Source organism: Corallococcus sp. AS-1-6, assembly GCF_020037015.1.
In the GTDB taxonomy this organism is placed as follows: Bacteria; Myxococcota; Myxococcia; order Myxococcales; family Myxococcaceae; genus Corallococcus.
In genome coordinates, this window is record NZ_JAIQDE010000009.1 from 60,902 (window position 1) to 77,948 (window position 17,047).

At 70.0% G+C, this 17,047-nt stretch carries 14 protein-coding genes; 1 reads left to right on the top strand and 13 read right to left on the bottom strand.

The window, feature by feature from the left end; translation table 11 throughout:
* Window positions 1–535: 535 nt before the first annotated feature.
* Genes K8612_RS14555 through K8612_RS14585 form a run of 7 tightly spaced genes read right to left on the bottom strand, consistent with a single transcriptional unit; the run spans window position 536 to window position 7,317 of the window.
* Window positions 536–1,273, bottom strand: coding sequence for an SDR family oxidoreductase (locus K8612_RS14555; protein WP_014393716.1), 738 nt, complete (start codon window positions 1,271–1,273; stop codon window positions 536–538).
* Window positions 1,251–2,630 carry an NAD(P)/FAD-dependent oxidoreductase gene (locus tag K8612_RS14560; RefSeq protein WP_223762696.1) on the bottom strand — a complete coding sequence of 460 codons (1,380 nt, stop codon included), beginning with the start codon at window positions 2,628–2,630 and terminating at the stop codon, window positions 1,251–1,253. The genes K8612_RS14555 and K8612_RS14560 overlap by 23 nt, the downstream gene beginning before the upstream one ends.
* Window positions 2,617–3,894, bottom strand: a complete 1,278-nt coding sequence (gene kynU / locus K8612_RS14565) for a kynureninase (RefSeq protein ID WP_223762697.1) — start codon at window positions 3,892–3,894, stop codon at window positions 2,617–2,619. The genes K8612_RS14560 and kynU overlap by 14 nt, the downstream gene beginning before the upstream one ends.
* A complete protein-coding gene (locus K8612_RS14570) occupies window positions 3,891–4,907 on the bottom strand; it encodes an amidohydrolase family protein (RefSeq protein ID WP_223743999.1) in 1,017 nt (338 codons plus the stop codon). Before K8612_RS14570 ends, kynU begins: the two co-directional genes overlap by 4 nt.
* Window positions 4,904–5,428, bottom strand: a complete 525-nt coding sequence (nbaC, locus tag K8612_RS14575) for a 3-hydroxyanthranilate 3,4-dioxygenase (RefSeq protein WP_223743998.1) — start codon at window positions 5,426–5,428, stop codon at window positions 4,904–4,906. The genes K8612_RS14570 and nbaC overlap by 4 nt, the downstream gene beginning before the upstream one ends.
* Window position 5,429: 1 nt before the next feature.
* Window positions 5,430–5,858 (bottom strand): RidA family protein, encoded by a 429-nt coding sequence (locus K8612_RS14580; RefSeq protein WP_223762698.1) that lies wholly within the window; start codon window positions 5,856–5,858, stop codon window positions 5,430–5,432.
* A 16-nt stretch (window positions 5,859–5,874) separates the two neighbouring features.
* A complete protein-coding gene (locus K8612_RS14585) occupies window positions 5,875–7,317 on the bottom strand; it encodes an aldehyde dehydrogenase (protein ID WP_223762699.1) in 1,443 nt (480 codons plus the stop codon).
* Between the two features lie 186 nt (window positions 7,318–7,503).
* On the opposite strand from K8612_RS14585, the gene K8612_RS14590 reads away from it, so the two are divergent.
* Window positions 7,504–8,292: a 2-keto-4-pentenoate hydratase gene (locus tag K8612_RS14590; protein WP_223762700.1), complete on the top strand. Its 789-nt coding sequence runs from the start codon at window positions 7,504–7,506 to the stop codon at window positions 8,290–8,292.
* A gap of 4 nt (window positions 8,293–8,296) precedes the next feature.
* Here K8612_RS14590 and K8612_RS14595 read toward each other — a convergent pair whose 3' ends face one another.
* The 6 genes from K8612_RS14595 to K8612_RS14620 all read right to left on the bottom strand — a co-directional run bounded on the left by K8612_RS14595 (window position 8,297) and on the right by K8612_RS14620 (window position 16,978).
* On the bottom strand, window positions 8,297–9,442 hold the full coding sequence (locus tag K8612_RS14595; protein ID WP_223762701.1) for a bestrophin family ion channel: 1,146 nt from the start codon (window positions 9,440–9,442) through the stop codon (window positions 8,297–8,299).
* Window positions 9,443–9,611: 169 nt separating this feature from the next.
* A complete protein-coding gene (locus K8612_RS14600) occupies window positions 9,612–11,843 on the bottom strand; it encodes a hypothetical protein (protein WP_223762702.1) in 2,232 nt (743 codons plus the stop codon).
* Window positions 11,844–12,051: 208 nt separating this feature from the next.
* Window positions 12,052–13,149 (bottom strand): porin, encoded by a 1,098-nt coding sequence (locus K8612_RS14605; protein WP_223762703.1) that lies wholly within the window; start codon window positions 13,147–13,149, stop codon window positions 12,052–12,054.
* Complete coding sequence (locus K8612_RS14610; RefSeq protein ID WP_223762704.1) at window positions 13,146–13,649, bottom strand: hypothetical protein; 504 nt, start codon at window positions 13,647–13,649, stop codon at window positions 13,146–13,148. The genes K8612_RS14605 and K8612_RS14610 overlap by 4 nt, the downstream gene beginning before the upstream one ends.
* Before the next feature lie 417 nt (window positions 13,650–14,066).
* A complete protein-coding gene (locus K8612_RS14615) occupies window positions 14,067–15,353 on the bottom strand; it encodes a hypothetical protein (RefSeq protein WP_223762705.1) in 1,287 nt (428 codons plus the stop codon).
* 131 nt (window positions 15,354–15,484) lie between these two features.
* Window positions 15,485–16,978 carry an FAD/NAD(P)-binding protein gene (locus K8612_RS14620; protein ID WP_223762706.1) on the bottom strand — a complete coding sequence of 498 codons (1,494 nt, stop codon included), beginning with the start codon at window positions 16,976–16,978 and terminating at the stop codon, window positions 15,485–15,487.
* Window positions 16,979–17,047 lie beyond the last annotated feature (69 nt).

Here is a 17,047-nt window from a genome sequence, read left to right on the forward strand (position 1 = left end):
GGAGCAACCCGTGAGCCCCGGACCGCACCACCGAGTGCCAGGGCGAAGGTGTCCCTGAACTGCTTGCAGGCAAGCCCCAGTGCTGTGACAGGTGTGGTCGAACTGAACACAGTCTGGGCCGCGAGGTTCGCGCAGTCCGCTGAGATGCGCTGGGCAAGCTCCCGCGGAAGGGGTCCCAACGCTTTTGTCTCCAGGGGCATCCCGATGCCCAGCGTGCACTTGAAGACTTCTCCTGTGTCACGCCGGAGCGGAACATGAACACAGGCTTCCTGCCAGCCATCCGCGCCTGGTTCTGTCTGTTCAACGACCGTGACGAACCGGAAGTGCCGGGGCTGGAGGCTGCCCTCCACAACGGTTCCACCGCCCGTCGCGCAGCCCGTGATCAGCCACGCCAGCCCCAGGCATACCGCCCGCTTCGTCGCGTCCATGGCCTTCCCCCCGGAAGGCCACCGACGTCACTTCAAAGCCCTTCCAAAGCTCCATCGTCTCAGGGGGCGGGCTGTCCGCTGAGCTACGCCGCGATGTGAGCCGTGGCCTAGAAGCCCCGCAGTGCTCCACCGTCACACGCGATGGACTGGCCGCTGATGTACGCGGCCGGCTCCGACGCCAGGAACGTCACCAGCGCCGCGAACTCCTCCGGCCTTCCCAGCCGCCTCGCGGGGATGTTCGGCGCCACCTTCTCGTCGGACAGGCCCAGGTCCTTCATCCGGTCCGTCGCGTGGTAGCCCGGCAGCGCCGCGTTCACCGTGATTCCATACGGCGCCACTTCATTGCTCAGGCTCTTCACCAATCCCAGCAACCCCGCGCGCAGGCCGTTGGACACCGTGAGGTTGTTCATCGCCTCGCGCGCCGCCGTGGACGTCACCAGCACGATGCGGCCCCAGCCCTGTGCCTTCATGCCCGGCAGCGCTTCCTGGATCGCATCCACCGTGGCCAGCCACAGGCTCTGGAACCCTGTCTGCCATTGCTCCACCGTGATGGCCTCGAAGCCTCCGGACGGCGGGCCCCCCGCGTTCACCACCAGCACGTCCAGGCCGCCCAGCTTCTGCGTGACTTCACGCACCAGCCCGCGCGCGGCCCCGGCCTGCGTCAAATCACACGGCACCGCGAGCGCCGCGCCCAGCTCCTTCGCCGCCTTCTGGAGCTTCTCCCCGCCTCGCGAGGACACCGCCACCGTCGCGCGCTCCTTCACCAGCGTGTCCGCGATGGCGCGCCCCAGCCCCGAGGACGCGCCCGTCACCAGCGCCCGCCTACCCTTCAAGCCGAAATCCATCCGCGTGCTCCTCCATGAAAGGGGTCAGCCGGCCGCGAATCAGCTTCGCCGCCCGGTCCAGGTCCACGTCGTCCGGCCGCTTCAAGTCCTTCGCCAGCTCCGCCACGATGCCGCCCGCGATGGCGCCCACGCCGTACGCCAGCCGGTAGGGCACCCGGCTGAAGCTCACCAGCGTGTAGCGGCTGACGAACTCGCCCGGGAACGCGTTGAGCAACACCTTCTCCACGCCCTTCTCCAACAGGAAGCGCGGATCCGCCGTGCTGTCGCGCATCTCGATGAAGTTCTCCACCGCCATGTCCGCGATGGCGTCCGCGTTCGTCTTGCGAAGCCGCTCGAACTCACCGAACGCCGCGGCCCAGTCCGCCTGCTTCGACAGGAGCGCGTCCAGCACCACGCAGTCCTCGAAGCCGCAGTTCATCCCCTGGCCGTAGAACGGCACGATGGCGTGCGCCGCGTCGCCCAGCAGCAGCGTGCGCCCGCCCGCGTGCCACGGCGCGCACTTCACCGTCACCATGTGCCCGGTGGGCCGGGAGAAGAACTCCTCCACCAGCCCGGGAATCAGCGCCTTCGCGTCCGGGAACTGCTCCTGGAAGAACGCCTCCAGCGCGGCGGGCGTCTGGAGCGTCGCGAAGCTCACCGGCCCCTCCCACGGCAGGAACAGCGTGCACGTGAAGCTGCCGTCTTCATTCGGCAGCGCGATGAGCATGAACGTGCCGCGCGGCCAGATGTGCAGCGCGTGCTTCTCCATCTGGAAGCGCCCGCCCTCGCCCGGCGGAATCGTCAGCTCCTTGTAGCCATGCCCCAGCGTCTGCGAGTCCGTCTGGGATTGCAGCGCCTCCCGCACCGCCGAACCCGAGCCGTCCGTGCCGAACACCACCGCGTCGCGCACCTCCCGCGTCACGCCCGTGGCCTCGTCCAGCACCGTGAGCATTCCCGCGGCCGGATCCGCCTGCGTCACCCGCTGACGGAAGCGGATGGACACGCGGCCCGTGGCTTCCGCCTGCGTCATCAGGAACTTGTTCAGCCAGCCGCGCGAGATGGAATTGATGTGCTGCGAGTCGTCCTTCCCATACGGCTGGAAGGCCAGCTCGCCCTTCACCGGGTGGATGACCCGCCCGCGCATGGGGATGGCGTGCTTCAGCGCCTCCTCCTCCAGGCCCACCTGCCGCAAGGCGTGCAGGCCGCGCGTGGAGATGGCCAGGTTGATGGAGCGCCCCGCGTCCAGCGTCTCACGGCGCATGTCCGCCCGGCGCTCCAGCACCTCCACCGTGTGGCCCCTGCGGGCCAGGTACAGCGAGAGCAGCGAGCCCACCAGGCCCGCTCCCACCACCGTCAGCTTCGACTCATTCGAGGGCATGGGCCTCCAGCGCCTTCACGAAGCGGAAGACGTCCAGGTACGTGTTGTAGAGGGGCGTGGGCGCGGCGCGGATGATGTCCGGCTCGCGGAAGTCGCAGATGATGCCGGCCGCGGACAGCCGCTGGAGCAGCCGCTTCGGCTCGCCCTTGAAGCGCAGGGACAACTGCGCCCCGCGCTGCTTCAGGTCGCGCGGCGTGGTGATGGTGACGTACCCCGCGGGCAGCCGGTCCAGGAGGAACTCCAGGTAGCCCGTCAACTGGTCGCTCTTCGCGCGCAGGGCCGCCATCGTCGCCTTGTCGAACAGCTCCAGCGACGAGCGCAGCGCCGCCAACTGGAAGATGGGCGGGTTGGACAACTGCCACCCCTCCGCGCCCGGCAGCGGGTCGAAGGTGGGGCCCATCTCGAAGCGCGTGGCCTTGTTGTGCCCCCACCAGCCCTCGAAGCGCGGCAGCTCCGGCGAGTGCGCGTGGCGCTCGTGCACGAACACGCCGCCCAGGCTGCCCGGTCCGCCGTTGAGGTACTTGTACGAACACCACACCGCGAAGTCCGGCCCGTCGTCGTGCAGCGACAGCTTCAGGTTGCCCGCCGCGTGCGCCAGGTCGAAGCCCACCTTGCAGCCCTGCGCGTGCGCCACGCGCGTGATCTCCCTCAGGTCGAACGCCTGCCCGGTGAGGTAGTTCACGCTGCCCAGCATCACCAGCGCGAGCTCCTTCCCGTGCCGCTCGATGGCCTCCAGGATGTCCTCGGGGCGCAGCGTGTCCTCGCCCTCGCGGGGCATCAGCCGGACGATGGCCTCCTTCGGGTCGTAGCCGTGGAAGCGCGCCTGCGACGCCACCGCGTACTGGTCCGACGGGAAGGCGCCGCCTTCAATCAGGATTTTGAAGCGCTCGCGCGTGGGCCGGTAGAACGACACCATCATCAGGTGCAGGTTCACCGACAGGGTGTTCATCACCACGACTTCAAGGGGCTGCGCGCCCACCACCCGCGCCACCATGCCGGTGAGCTGCTCGTGGTAGGGCAGCCACGGGTGTCGGCCGTGCACGTGGCCCTCCACGCCCAGCCGCTCCCAGTCCTCCATCTCCATCTGCACGTACTTGCGCGCCTTGCGCGGCTGCAGCCCCAGCGAGTTGCCCGCCAGGTAGATGGCCGGCGCGCCGGAAGGGGCGGGCGGGAAGAGGAACTCGTCGCGCAGGGGCCTCAGCGGATCCGCCGCGTCCAGGCCGTAGGCGAACACATCGGTGTTCTCGTAGACAGGGGCCGTCATGGTGCGAAGTCCTCGTGCGAGCGCCCCAGCCACTCCAGGGCATTGCGGGAGAGCAGCCGCTCGCGCACGGAAGGCGCCAGGTCCGTCAGCGACTCGATGAGCGTGCCGGGCCGCTCCTCGCCCAGCGGGAAGGGATAGTCACTGCCCAGCGCCACCTTGTCCGCGCCGAACAGCTTCACGATGCCGCGCAACGTCTCCGCGTCGTGCACCAGCGAGTCCACCCAGAACCTCCCCAGGTAGTCGCGCGGCGCGACGGGGTTGTCCACCGCCACCAGATCCGGGCGGACCTCGAAGCCGTGCTGGATGCGGCCCAGCGTGCCGGGGAACGCGCCGCCGCCGTGCGCGAAGGCCAACCGCAGCTTCGGCAGCCGCTCCATCACCCCGCCGAAGATGAGCGAGCAGATGGCCAGCGACACCTCCGCCGGCATCCCCACCAGCCACGGCAGCCAGTACTTCGTCATCTTCGCCTCACCCATCATGTCCCACGGGTGCACGAAGACGGCCGCGCCCAGGTCGCTCGCCGCCTGGAAGAAGGGGAAGAGGGCGGGGTCGGACAGGTTCAGGTCATTGACGTGGCTGCCAATCTGCACGCCCGCGAACCCCAGCGTGCGCACGCAGCGCTCCAATTCCTTGACCGCCAGGTCGGTGGATTGGAGCGGCACCGTGCCCAGCCCCACGAAGCGCCGGGGCGCCGTCGCCACCGCGCCGGCCAGGTGGTCGTTGAGGAAGCGCGCCACCTCCAGGCCGTCCTGGGGCTTCGCCCAATAGCTGAACAGCACCGGCACCGTGGACAGCACCTGCACCTGGACGCCGTGCGCGTCGCATTCCACGACGCGCTGCTTCGGGTCCCAGCAGTTGCTTTCGATCTCGCGGAAGAACTTCCCGTCATCCCGCAGCATCCGCGCGCGGCAGGGCGCGTGGTGGTCCAGCGTGATGAAGCCGCCGTAGCCGAAGCGCTCGGCGAAGCGGGGGAGCTCCGGGGGGAGGAGGTGCGTGTGGATGTCGACCTTCACTGGGGCGCACCACCCCGCGTCACCTTCGTGCCGCACTGCTTGCAGGTGCAGTGCTCCGGGTTGCCGTAGAAGTGCTCGAACACCGGCGGAAGCTGCGTCACCAGGTTGGTGACGTGCAGCGACTCCTCATAGAGCTTCTCGCCGCACTTCGGGCACAGCCACAGGAACGAATCCAGCTCCTGCGGCTGGCGGCGGCGCTCCAGCACCAGGCCGATGGTGTTCGGGGGGCGCTGCGGCGAGTGCGGCACCTTGGGCGGCAACAGGAAGATTTCCCCCTCGCGGATGGGGATGTCCCGCACCTGCCCCTCGTCGATGACGCGCAGGGTGATGTCGCCCTCCAGTTGGTAGAAGAACTCCTCGCCCTCGTTGACGTGGAAGTCCGTGCGCGAGTTGGGCCCGCCCACCACCGTGACCATGAAGTCCCGGTCCGCCCACACCTGCTGGTTGCCCACGGGCGGCTTGAGCAGGGGGCGGTGCTCGTCGATCCACTTCTTGAAGTTGATGGGGGTCAGTCGGCCCATGTCACACGTCTCCAATGGTGGCGATGCACTTGAGCTCAATCGCGATGGGCGTGGGCAGCGCGTTGATCTCCAGCGTGGTGCGGCACGGCGGGTTGTCCTTGAAGTACTCCGCCCACAGCCGGTTGTACGTGGGGAAGTCCCGCTTCATGTCCGTGAGGTACACCGTCACGTCCACCAGCCGCTCCCACGACGAGCCCGCGTCCTCCAGGATGTAGCGCACGTTGCGGAACACGGAATGGCACTGCGTCTCGATGTCGTACGAGACGATGTTGCCCGCCGCGTCCAGCTCCACGCCCGGGATGGCCTTGCTGCCGCGCTCGCGCGGGCCCACGCCGGACAGGAACAACAGATTCCCCACGCGGCGCGCGTGGGGGTAGAGCCCCACCGGCTCCGGGGCCTTCTTCGAATCGATCCGCTCGCCAGCGCTCACGTGTCGCTCTCCCCGCTCAAAGCTTGATGCAGACGTTCTTGGGCTCGGTGAAGAAGCGCAGCGCGTCCCAGCCGCCCTCGCGGCCCACGCCGGACTCCTTCACCCCGCCAAACGGCGTGCGCAGGTCGCGCAGCATCCAGGTGTTCACCCAGACGATGCCGCTGTGCAGCCGGGCCGCGAACCGGTGCGCGCGCGCCAGGTCCTTCGTCCACACGCTGCCGGCCAGGCCGTAGCGCGTGGAGTTGGCCCACGACAGCACCTCCTCCTCGTCGTCGAAGGGCATGAGCGTGGCCACCGGGCCGAAGATCTCCTCCTGGTTCGTGCGGCACGTGGGCGCCAGGCCCTCCACCAGGGTGGGCTCGATGAACCAGCCGTTCGCGCAGCGGCCGGGCACGCTCGCGCGCTGGCCGCCGGTGAGGATGTGGCCGCCCTCCTGCTTCGCGAGCGCGATGTAGCCCATCACCTTCTCGAAGTGCTCGCGCGACACCAGCGCGCCCTGGTCCGTGCCCTCCACCAGCGGGTCGCCCACCTTGAGGGCCTTCGTGCGCGCGACCAGCGCCTCCTTGAAGCGCGGATACAGCGAGCGCTGCACGAAGATGCGCGGGCCGCACAGGCAGATCTGTCCTTGATTCGCGAAGGACGAGCGCAGCGTGGTGGCCAGCGCCTCGTCGAAGTCGCAGTCCGCGAAGATGACGTTGGGGTTCTTGCCGCCCATCTCCAGGGACAGCTTCTTGAACGCGGGCGCGGCCACGCGGGCGATCTCCGCGCCCGTGCGCGTGCTGCCGGTGAAGGAGATGGCGCTCACGTCCGGGTGGCGCGTGAGCGGCCCGCCGACGTGGGGCCCCAGGCCGTGCACCAGGTTGAGCACGCCGGGCGGCAGCCCCGCGTCGCGGCACACCTGCGACAGGAGGAAGGCCGTCATCGGCGTCACCTCCGACGGCTTGGCCACCACGCAGTTGCCCGCCGCCAGCGCGGGGGCGATCTTCCACGTGAGCAGGTACAGCGGCAGGTTCCACGGCGAGATGCAGCCCACCACGCCCAGCGGCGAGCGCAGCGTGTAGTTGAGCGCCACACCGTCCATGGGGTGCGCTTCACTGGAGAACTGCGTCGCCGCGTCCGCGAAGAACTCGAAGTTGAGCACGCTGCGCGGGATGTCCACCGTGCGGGCCACCGACAGCGGCTTGCCCGTGTCGATGGACTCCGCGCGCGCGAAGGCGTCCAGGCGCTCGTGGATGAGCCCCGCGATGCGGCGCAGGTAGCGCGAGCGCTCGATGGCCGGCAGGGCGGACCACGCGGGGAAGGCCCGGCCCGCGGCCTCCACGGCGGACTGCACGTCCACCTCACGTGAGTCCGGCACGTGCGCGTAGCGCTGGCCCGTCGCGGGCTCCGGCTTGTCCAGCCACTGGCCGCCCGCCGCGGGCACCAGCTCGCCACCGACGTAGTTGAGGACCTTCTCCAAGGCAGCGCCCTCCTGAAGGGAGACGCGGCAATGTATGTCGCGGCCGTCCGCCGCCTCCAGGATTCCGAACAGTCGGCGTTGGATGGCGCTCGCTTGCGCGGCCGTCTGGCGCCCAGCACCTCCAGGACCCGCTCCACGGGTGAATCCTTGGTGGAATTGCGGGCCGGGCATGGAAAAGATTCGCGCATGACCTCGACTGTGGATGTAGCGGCCCTGGCTGGAATCCTGGACGCGGCGCGGCGCGAGCGGCGGGAGGTGCCGCCCCTGTCGCACGCGCACCCGAGCCTGACCGTGCCGGACGGCTACGCGGTGCAGGCGGAGGGCATCCGGCTGCGCGAGGCCCAGGGCGAGCGGGTGGTGGGCCTGAAGATGGGCTTCACGTCGGAGGCGAAGCGCCAGCAGATGAACCTGGGCTCGCCCATCTTCGGCGTGCTCACGGACCGGATGCGCGTGCAGCCGGGCGGCGTGGTGCGCGTGGGCGCGGGCATCCACCCGCGCATCGAGCCTGAAATCGCCTTCCGCACGTCCAAGGAGCTGAAGGGCACCGTGACGCGCGACGAGGTGCTGGACGCGTGCGACGCCGTCTTCGCGGCCATGGAGGTCCTGGACTCGCGCTTCGTGGGCTTCAAGTACTTCAGCCTGCCGGACGTGGTGGCGGACAACGCGTCGTCGTCGCTGTTCGTGCCGGGCACCCTGGAGCGCGCCCCGCGCGAGCTGGACCTGACGAAGCTCCAGATGCGCATGGAGGTGAACGGCAGGGTGGAGGGCGAGGCGCGCTCGGACGCCATCTCCGGGGACCCGGTGGTGTCCCTCATCCAGCTCTGCGCGCTGCTCGCGGAGCGCGGACAGGTGCTGCCCGCGGGGAGCCTGGTGCTGTCCGGCGCGGCCACCGCGGCCTACCTGATGAAGCCCGGCGACCACGTGCGGCTGACCGTGGACGGGCTGGGCACCGTGGAGGTGACGGCCGCGGAGTAGGCGCTCAGTACAGCAGGCCTTCCTTCGGCTGGACGGGCGGGGGCAGCTCGGACTCGCCCAGCATCTGCCGCAGGTTGATCTCGATGGTGCGGCACAGCGCCGTCATGGGCGTGTCGCTGACGGCGTCCTCGAAGGGGTTCTCCACGTCCCGGCCCACCGCGTCCATGGCGATGAAGAGGAACGCGATGATGGCGGTGACGAGCGGCGTGAGCACGCCCAGGTCCGCGACGACGCCCAGGGGCAGCATGGTGAGGTAGGCGCGCACCATGGCGTGCGGGAGGATGTCGTACTGGCGGGGCAGGGGCGTGTTCTTGATGCGCTCGCACGCGCCCAGGTAGTTGGTCAGCTCCGTGAGCGTCTCGTCCATCGACACGCGCATGTAGACCTTCTCCGGGTGTTCGATGTCGCTGTAGATGCGGCGCATGCGCGTGCCCATCCACAGGAGGATGGCGGCGGGCACGTTCTGCTCCACGCGCAGCGCCTCCAGCACGGACGGGCGGAAGAACGGGGTGATTTCCGGGAAGGGGTCCTGCCGCCGCAGGTGGCAGCGCAGCGCGTTCACGAAGCCGATCTGCGCGTAGACGAGCTCGCGCGCGTCCTCGGAGATGCCCTCGAACATGCTGGGGATGCCCCGGGGGGACTCCACGCCCGGGTGGAGGAACGTGGCCAGGTTCGCGCGGGGCGCGCCCGGGCCGCGCAGGTCGCGCGCCTGACCGAACTGGTCGCGCACCGCGCCGTCACCCACCTTGGACCAGGCGGGCGCCAGCGCGGGCCCCTCTGGCTGGACGGCCACCTGGACCAGGCGGGACGCGGCGGAGGGCGTCTCCGGGGTGCCGTCGCTGCGCTGGGCGCGGGGCGCGGGCAGGAAGGTGAGCACCTGACGGGCCAGCGTCCGCGACGCGTTCACCAGCCCGCCCCAGAGGGTGCGCGCCTCCCACCAGCGCTCGTAGGCGGAGTTGTTGCGGAAGCCGAGCAGCACGCCCAGCGCCGCGGCCAGCAGCGTCACCGGCAGCGCCGGCACCGACAGCCACCTGGCGTCCAGCGCCACGTAGCCCAGCGAGATGGCCAGCGCGATGGCGATGTGGACGACGACGGGGCGCCCCGTGTAGCGGAGGATGATCCGCCAGGACAGCATCCGACCGACGATCATCTCCCGGGGCTCCTCTACGGCGCAGGTGCTGCGTGAGGAGCTGGATGTAGTGATGCCCCCGTGGCGCGGCAATGCGCCGCGTCACCTTCGCGCCTCCGCCCGGACGGAAGCCCGCCTCCGCACGCCCCGGGAGCGTGCGGAAGCGGACGGACGGACGCGGAGGCGCCCGTCAGGCCCGCGACTTGGAGAAGACGATGCTCGCGCCCGTCCCCGGCACCGTCACGGTGAAGGTGCGCTCCACGGTGGCCAGGCCGTTGCCGCCGCGCGACGCCAGCTCCAGGAAGAACGCGCCCGTGGCCTTCAGGTGGAAGGACTGCGCCCACGACTGGGACAGCGCCTTGAACGCGCCGTTGAAGACGGACGGCGAGCGCTGCTCGTTGTTGCGCAGGTCCAGCAGCCCCGCGCGCAGGTCGCGCCACTTGGACACGGTGCCGGGGTTCTTCTGGATGACCTCCGCGAACGTCAGCATGCCGTTGCCCAACTGCCCCTCGGTGTACGCGAAGTGCCCGACGAGCGGGTGGTTCTTCAGGTTCGCGGCGGCCGTCTTCGCCGCGTCGGCGGCGGACCAGTTCTGCTCCAGGTAGGCCTTCCACAGGGGCGCGTAGATGAGCTCCCGCACGGCGGGCCGGTCGCGGCACGGCACGCCGTACCAGGGCAGGGCCCGGCCCAGCGCGCGAGCGAAGGCGGAAGGGGCGTCCGCGTCCGCCGCGTGGGTGATGACGTCGCGCAGCGTCCGGTTGTCCAGCTTCAGCTCCACCCGCGTCTCCAGCTCCCTGCCGCCGGAGGCGTCGCGGATGCGCCGGAGGACCTCCTCCTCCTCGGCGTCGTCCAGCGCGCCCCAGACGATGGCCTCGTCCACGGCCTGGCGCAGGTCGTGTTCCGACAGCTTGCGCGCGTCATGGGCCAGCAGCAGGTACAGCCCCAGGTCGAAGTCCGCCACGGTGGGTGACTTGCGGAACTCCGCCATGTCCGCCTTGAAGTCCGCGGTCCAGTGCATGTACGGCGTGAGCAGCGCGCCCTGGTAGCTGCGCACCCCCAGGAAGGAGACGCGCTGGGGCGACTCCTTCTCCAGGCTGTTGCGCTGCACCACCTGGGTGAGCTCGCGCGTGTCGCTGCCGCCCAGCGCCCACTTGCCCAGCTTCAGGGAGAAGCCCCAGGCCTTGGACTCCTTGTTGACCTCCTTCAGCAGGCACTGCTCCAGCGCCATGCCCTCGGCCTGCATGCGCTGCATCGCGCTGTCCATCCGGCCGGACACCAGCAGCGGGTGCAGGGCGCGGGCCTGGGCGTCGGTGCACACGGTGGACAGCAGCGTGGTCTGCTCGCGCAGGCGCAGGTATTCGTAGCGGAAGCCCGCCTCGAACTTGGACTCGGCCAGGGCCTGGACGCGCGCGCGCACGTCCGCGCGGAGCTTCTCCCACTGCGTGCGCAGCGCCGTGGTGTTGGCCTCCAGCTCCCCGAAGCCCAGCCGGTCCAGGATGATGCGCAGGACCTTCGTCTCGTTCTCCGACAGGGTGTGCGCTTCCAGCTTCGTCATCAGGGCGTCGAACTCGGACAGCGGCACCGACAGGAGCCCTTCGAGCACGTGCTCCACCTGGGAGACGACGGCGGCCGGGTCGGTGAGGCTCGCCTCCACGTGCAGGCTGGCCGTCACGCCCGCCTCGCGCGCCACCACCTTCTTCACCTGCACGCGCACCTGGCCGGGCTCGGGGCGGGAGAAGATGACGGCGTAGTCGTCCACCACCTTCACCTTCGCGGACACGGTGGCGCCCGCCTTGGCCTCGAAGGCGACCATCGTGCTGGCGGACAGGAGCTTCGTCAGCGTCTGGAGGTTGGACGTGTAGACGTCCGTCCAGTCCAGCGTCGCGGTGACGGACAGCTCGCCGCGCGCCTGGAAGGCGATGGCGTCCCCCACGCCCAGCGTGTCCAGCGACGACGTGAGCAGGGGCAGCCGCAGGTTCGGCGCGTCCGCCTTCAGCGCGTCGCGCGCCTTCATGTCCTGCGGGTGCCGGTGGTAGTCCGCCAGCAGCACGCGCACGTCGCCGTTGGCCGCGAGCGCCACGTAGGGCAGCGGGACGCCGACGTCCGCCTTCACGCGCGCCTCCACGCCGTACTTCAGCCACGCCTGGTCGCCGCCGTAGACGAGCGCCGGCGCCAACTGCGTCGCCGCGTCGCCGGGGGCCTCGCCCACCACGCCCGCCGCGTCCACGTCCGCCGGGGCGTCATAGCCCTCCACGAAGCCGCGCGCGGACACGTCGAACGCGAACGTCAGGGAGCCCAGCTTCTGTCCCGCGGGCAGCGCATAGCTGGCGGTCGGCAATTCCACGCGGATGTCCGAGCCCTTGAGCGGCGCATCCGGCAGCACCTTCGACACTTCGTCCAGCAGCGCGAGCTTCCACGACATGACGGCTCCCTCCCACGACGTCCACGGAAAGGCCGCATCCTACATCGCCGCTCCCACGTGGGAGGCCGGACGTGAAGCGGGCGCGGGCGACCCACCAGGGCGCCGCCGTCACCAGCTCAGGACCTGTCGGAGCGCTGTGGCGGATCATCCGCCTTCACGTCTGGCCCCAGCGCGCGTGCATGCCTGAGGGCCTCTTCCTGAGCCCCTGCTAATTCTGTTTAGAGGGCTCGAAACCAAAGCTGTGGGAGAGGGCGAGGCCGGAGAAGACATCGCTGAGGCCCGCACCTGTGTCCTTCCAGGTCAAGTTGAGCGCAAGGACCGTGTCCTTCGTCACGGGGTAGGCGATGCGAGGCCCGAACTCGAAATTGGACCCGTCCGCCTCGCATGGGTCGGTGAGGCAACCCTTGAGCTTGAAGGCACCACTCAACTCCAGCTTGATTGGCGTCGTGTAGTTCACTGCCCCTGTTCCAGACAGTGTCCATGCGCGTCCGCCGCCAGTCTCGACACGGTCATTGGCGACATCGCCGTTGAGAATCAGCGAGAAGCCTTGGACAAGCGGGACTTCCATGGACCCGTTCACAGCGAACTTCGCGAAGCGGCCCGTGTCAAAGTTATGGGCGGCGGCAACGCCCAATGCAAAGTTGGGGCGAAAGCCATACGCGACCTGGAGGTCCTTGTTGACGACGGGCGTGCCAGCTGTGTCTTCGCAATATTTCAGGCTCTTGTTGAAGGCCTGCTCTTCTTCATCCGTCATCGTTACGCCCCGCTTCCCTACATTCGCGGATGCAAGGCACTGATCGACCGCCTCCTGCGTTCTTTCACGGATGGTGTCCAGCACCTTGTCGGAGAGAAGTGCCGCGACACGCGTGCTGTAATTGAACTTGAGGCCCAGCGAAGCCTCCTTCGTGTCGGGGGCGTACGAACCGCTCAGTTGCAACGTTCCCCAAGGACGGTTCTTGAAGGGGTCGAAGAGGCTCCAGACGTCTCCACTGAGCTGATAGGCGCTCCCTGTCTCTGTTGTCTCCGCTGACACCTTGAAGAGCTCGCCGAAGGTGGGGCGGCTGAACAACTGAGTCGAATTCGTCACTGACCATGGGTCCGGGTTGGCTTCGGAGCCGCGCTTCGTTGCCTCGTCCGTGCCTGCGGCGAGCGCAAATGGCGCGTACCTCTGTCGTTCCTCGTCCGTCAGGACCGGTGTCCCCGCTGATGACGCGGACGCGGTGTCCTGGGCGGCCGCGGAGAAGGTGCTCAATGCGAGGACAAGCGTGGCCGCGACCTGAACCGTGTGCATGGAGGCCAACTTCATGGGATCTTGACCTTGAAGACGATGACGTTGTCGCTCGCGGCATCACTCGGATCCGAGCCCTCTTCCACTGGCTCGTGAGATGGAGCCTGGCCAGATACCCATGCGTAGAGCTTGAACTTCCACCCCTCCCCTAGAAACCGCAATGACGCGCTGACTTTCTGGCCTGGAGCGTAGTTGATGGAGACGCTGTTGGTGCCCCCCTTGCCGGTGACTCCGACGGCGTGCTTGCCGTCGACAAAGTAGCGGATGAAAACCGGGGTCGAGGGATGGGTCCAGACGAGTCGAAGTTGGACTGTACCCTCAGATGGCGCCAAGGCATTGATGCCCGCGGCGCCCAGCGCGTTGACGGCACCTTCCAAGGGATGCAGTGCATCGAGCACCCCGAACATGTCTATCGCCGCGGCGTCGACAAGGCCAGTGGAACTCGGTGCAATGAACGTGACCGGTTCGCTCGCCTGGGCCTTGCGTCCCGCCACAGTCTTTGACTTCTTCTGTGACATACCCCCTCCTGTGAATTGAGGAGGGAAATGCTAATTTGAATGTCAGGCTTTTGGCAATCTCGTCACTCATCAGGTGCTGCACTGCATGGGGATGCAGGGCTCAACGGAAGTGCTGTGTCGTGAGCTGGGTCCTTTTCTACACCTCTTGGATTGAGCCAGGATGTTGATCTTCAAGGCATGCTTTGTTGTCACGTCAGTGCAGACCGCATGATGCCTTGAGTCTGTTTTGCAGGGAGTAATGATGGCAGGGATTGGTGCGCCATCGTTGACTTGCGGTGCTTGCCTGAGTGAAGGCGAGGCGTTCGTGCACGGGCTCAGCCGACACATCTGGGTCTGGCCATCCGCAGGCGTGGAGTGGATGCGGCTGAGTCCTCCGGCGTCACAACCCGTGACGGCCGCGGCTACAGCGCCACCGGCTCAGGGCACGTCCTGGACGTGCTGGAGCAGGAGCGAGCCGTCCGCCTCCACCACCAGCGGGTCGGGCATCATCCCCGGGATGCACGAGCGGATGCTGACCCGGGTCTCGTCCACGGGCTCCAGCACCAGCGACGTCGTGCGCGTGGGGAGCGCGCGCGGCCACTGGCCCTTCTCCGCGCGGGCCACGTCGACCTCCACCAGGGCGATGAGGGCCTCGGAGCGCAGCGCGCGCAGCTCCAGCGCCTCCAGGTCCTCCGGCGACAGGCGCACCGCCGGGGTCTCCTCCTGGCGGAAATACTCCCCGGCCTTCCGGGCCTCCAGGGCCGCCAGCGCGCGGCGGCGCTCCTCGGCCGGTTGGTCCACCACGGCGAGCAGGCGGTCCGCGTCCTCCACCCACTGACGCCACTGGAGCCGGCGGGACAGGGCGCCGGGCTGCCCGGGCGCGTCGAACCACGTGGGCGGCAGCGCGGCGCGGGCGTCGTCGGAGAGCAGGTCGCGGAAGGCGCGGAGCTGCGCGGCGACGGACTCCTCGTGCAGCGTCAGGGACACCGGAGGGAAGCCCTCATGCAGCCGCGTGAGCTGCGAGACGGCCTGGCGCTTGCGGGTGAGGGACGCCGCGTCGAGCGCGTCCGCGCAGGGCCGCCACGCGCGCGCATAGCCGGCCGCGGACAGCCGCAGCCCCACGAGCCCGCCGCCCAGGGCCAGCTCCCGGCTGAGCGCGAGCGTGTCCACGCACGTGTCCACCGCCGCGTCCGCGTCCCCCCGCGCGACGAGCCGCCGCGTCTGAAGCGCCGCGTCCTCCACCACGCGGCGGAGCGCGTGGATCAGCGCGTCCCGGCGCGACAGCTCCGGACCGGACAGGGGGCGCAGGTCCTCCGGGAGCCCACCGAACTCCGCGTGGGTGGCGGCGAGCACCTGGTGCGTCAACGGCAGGCCCCGCTCCAGCGCTTCCAGTCGGGGCGCGGGGAGGTCCGTCACCGGCGCGCGGCCCTCCGTCACGGCCTCCAGGGTCTGGGCCTCCGCCCCGGTGGAGGGCGGGGTCTCGCGGGCCCGCTGGAGCAGCGCGGGCAGCAGCGGCGCCATCGCGTCCCCGAAGGTGCCGGGCCGCGTGGCGGTGAGGTGCGCCGGACGCGGATGCTCCGCGTATGCCAGCGTGTTCACCTCGCGCAGCAGCCGCTCCTCCAGCGCGTCGGTGCGCAGGTGCCGGTGCGCCAGCGCCCCGAGGCTCACGAGGACGGACAGGGACACGCCTCCCATGAGGGCGGGGAGGGGGCGCTTCAGGGCCATCGGGACGGGACTCCAGGAGGGGGACCTGGAATGTCGCACGAAACGGCGGAACCCCGACAGCCTCCCCCGGAGGGCGGCGTTGCCTGGAGAGCAGCAGGCCCACCTCCAGGTCATGGCGCCTGTCAGGTCCTCTACCGGGCAGGCGCACCCAACCGGCGCAAGAGGAGGTCCGCCAGGTCGCGGGCCTGTGAGCGGATCTCCGGCACGGCGGTGGTCTCCCACAGGTCCCCCCGCCGCGTGGGGCCCAGCGTGAAGAGGTGGGCGGAGGGCTGTCCGCGCGCGTCCAGCACCGCGCCGTCGGGCGCCGTCGCCAGCCCCATGCCCAGCGAGTCCGCGTGGGCCTGTCCCGTCTCCAGCAGGCCGCGCAGGACGGGCTGGCCGCGCGAGGCCGGGTTGGACTCGGGGCCGGTGCAGTTGATGACGTGCCGCACGCGCAGCACCCGGGGCTCGCGCTCACCCCGGGGGCGCAGGTGGACCGCCACCGCGTCCGGCTCCAGCTCGAAGCCGAGCACGCGGGCCGGGTGGAGCACCAGCCGCCCCTCGCGCCGCCACGCGTCCAGCGCGTCGTGGATCTCCGGCGCCATGCGGTGGCGGTGCACCTCCCAGTACGCCCGCAGGTGGCGCAGGAACCGCCGCCGCTCCGGCTCCGACAGCCGCTGCCACAACGGCGTCGTCACCGGCCGCAGCGAGTCCACCGCCGCGCGCCAGTCCGCCCCCGCCGCCGCCTGCGCGTCCACCTCCTGGCGCATCGTGCGCAGCACGTCGCGGATGCGCAGCGTGCTGAACGGCACCACGCTCTCCGAGGACGGGGACGCGGCCTGCGTGGCGGTCTCCGCGTCGCGACAGCGGTCCATCTCCCGGCGCACGGAGCGCAGCAGCTCGCGGATGCGCAGGGGCTCCGCCGCCGCGGGCGTCTTCGCGCCGTGCGCGCGGTGTGGGTGCGGCAGCAGGCCGTGGCGCGACAGCGCGTGCACCGGGCCCTGATGGCCGCGCTCGCCCAGCGACAGCACCGTGTCCACCATGGTGAGCGCCGTGCCGATGAGCAGCACCGGGTCACCCGGGCCGATGCCCTCCAGCGCCCCGGGCACCCACGGCGAGCGGTGGTAGCGCGGGCTCGCGTACAGCCCGCCGTCCGGCACGCGCAGGTCCGCGGGCATCGCGTTGCCCAGCGCCAGCACCGCGCACTTCGCCTCCAGGACCTGGCCGCTCGCGAGCGACACCTTCACGCCGTCCGCGGTCTCCACCACCGCGGTCACCTCGTCGCGCGGCGTCTCCAGCCGGACGCCCGGCGCGGCCTTCGCGGCGGCCTCCTTCAGCACGAACTCCAGGTACTGGCCGTAGCGGCGGCGCTCGGCGAACGCGGACGGCGGCGTGTCCGGCGCCTCCAGGCGCAGCCAGCGCAGGAAGTGCTCCGGGTCGTCCACCCAGGCGCTCATGCGGCCGGCCGGCACGTTGAGCAGGTGACGCGCGCTGGTGGTGGAGTACGCGACCCCCCGCCCCAACTGCTCCCCCCGCTCCACGAGCGTCACGCGCAGGGGCGAGCGCGCGCCCCGCAAGAGACTGGCCGCGAGCAGCGTTCCGCTGGCGCCCGCGCCGATGATGATCACGTCCTGCCGGGAGTTCACCGCGCGATTCTAGGGCCGGCCCCCCCGGATGCCATCCCTCCCAGGCGTCGTCACCCGCGCGGATTGTCC

Coding starts and splice junctions, on each gene's coding strand:
- K8612_RS14555 (WP_014393716.1), bottom strand. CDS start 1,273: ATGGATTTCGGCTTGAAGGGTAGGCGGGCGCTGGTGACGGGCGCGTCC.
- K8612_RS14560 (WP_223762696.1), bottom strand. CDS start 2,630: ATGCCCTCGAATGAGTCGAAGCTGACGGTGGTGGGAGCGGGCCTGGTG.
- kynU (WP_223762697.1), bottom strand. CDS start 3,894: ATGACGGCCCCTGTCTACGAGAACACCGATGTGTTCGCCTACGGCCTG.
- nbaC (WP_223743998.1), bottom strand. CDS start 5,428: ATGGGCCGACTGACCCCCATCAACTTCAAGAAGTGGATCGACGAGCAC.
- K8612_RS14590 (WP_223762700.1), top strand. CDS start 7,504: ATGACCTCGACTGTGGATGTAGCGGCCCTGGCTGGAATCCTGGACGCG.
- K8612_RS14595 (WP_223762701.1), bottom strand. CDS start 9,442: ATGATCGTCGGTCGGATGCTGTCCTGGCGGATCATCCTCCGCTACACG.
- K8612_RS14600 (WP_223762702.1), bottom strand. CDS start 11,843: ATGTCGTGGAAGCTCGCGCTGCTGGACGAAGTGTCGAAGGTGCTGCCG.
- K8612_RS14605 (WP_223762703.1), bottom strand. CDS start 13,149: ATGAAGTTGGCCTCCATGCACACGGTTCAGGTCGCGGCCACGCTTGTC.
- K8612_RS14610 (WP_223762704.1), bottom strand. CDS start 13,649: ATGTCACAGAAGAAGTCAAAGACTGTGGCGGGACGCAAGGCCCAGGCG.
- K8612_RS14615 (WP_223762705.1), bottom strand. CDS start 15,353: ATGGCCCTGAAGCGCCCCCTCCCCGCCCTCATGGGAGGCGTGTCCCTG.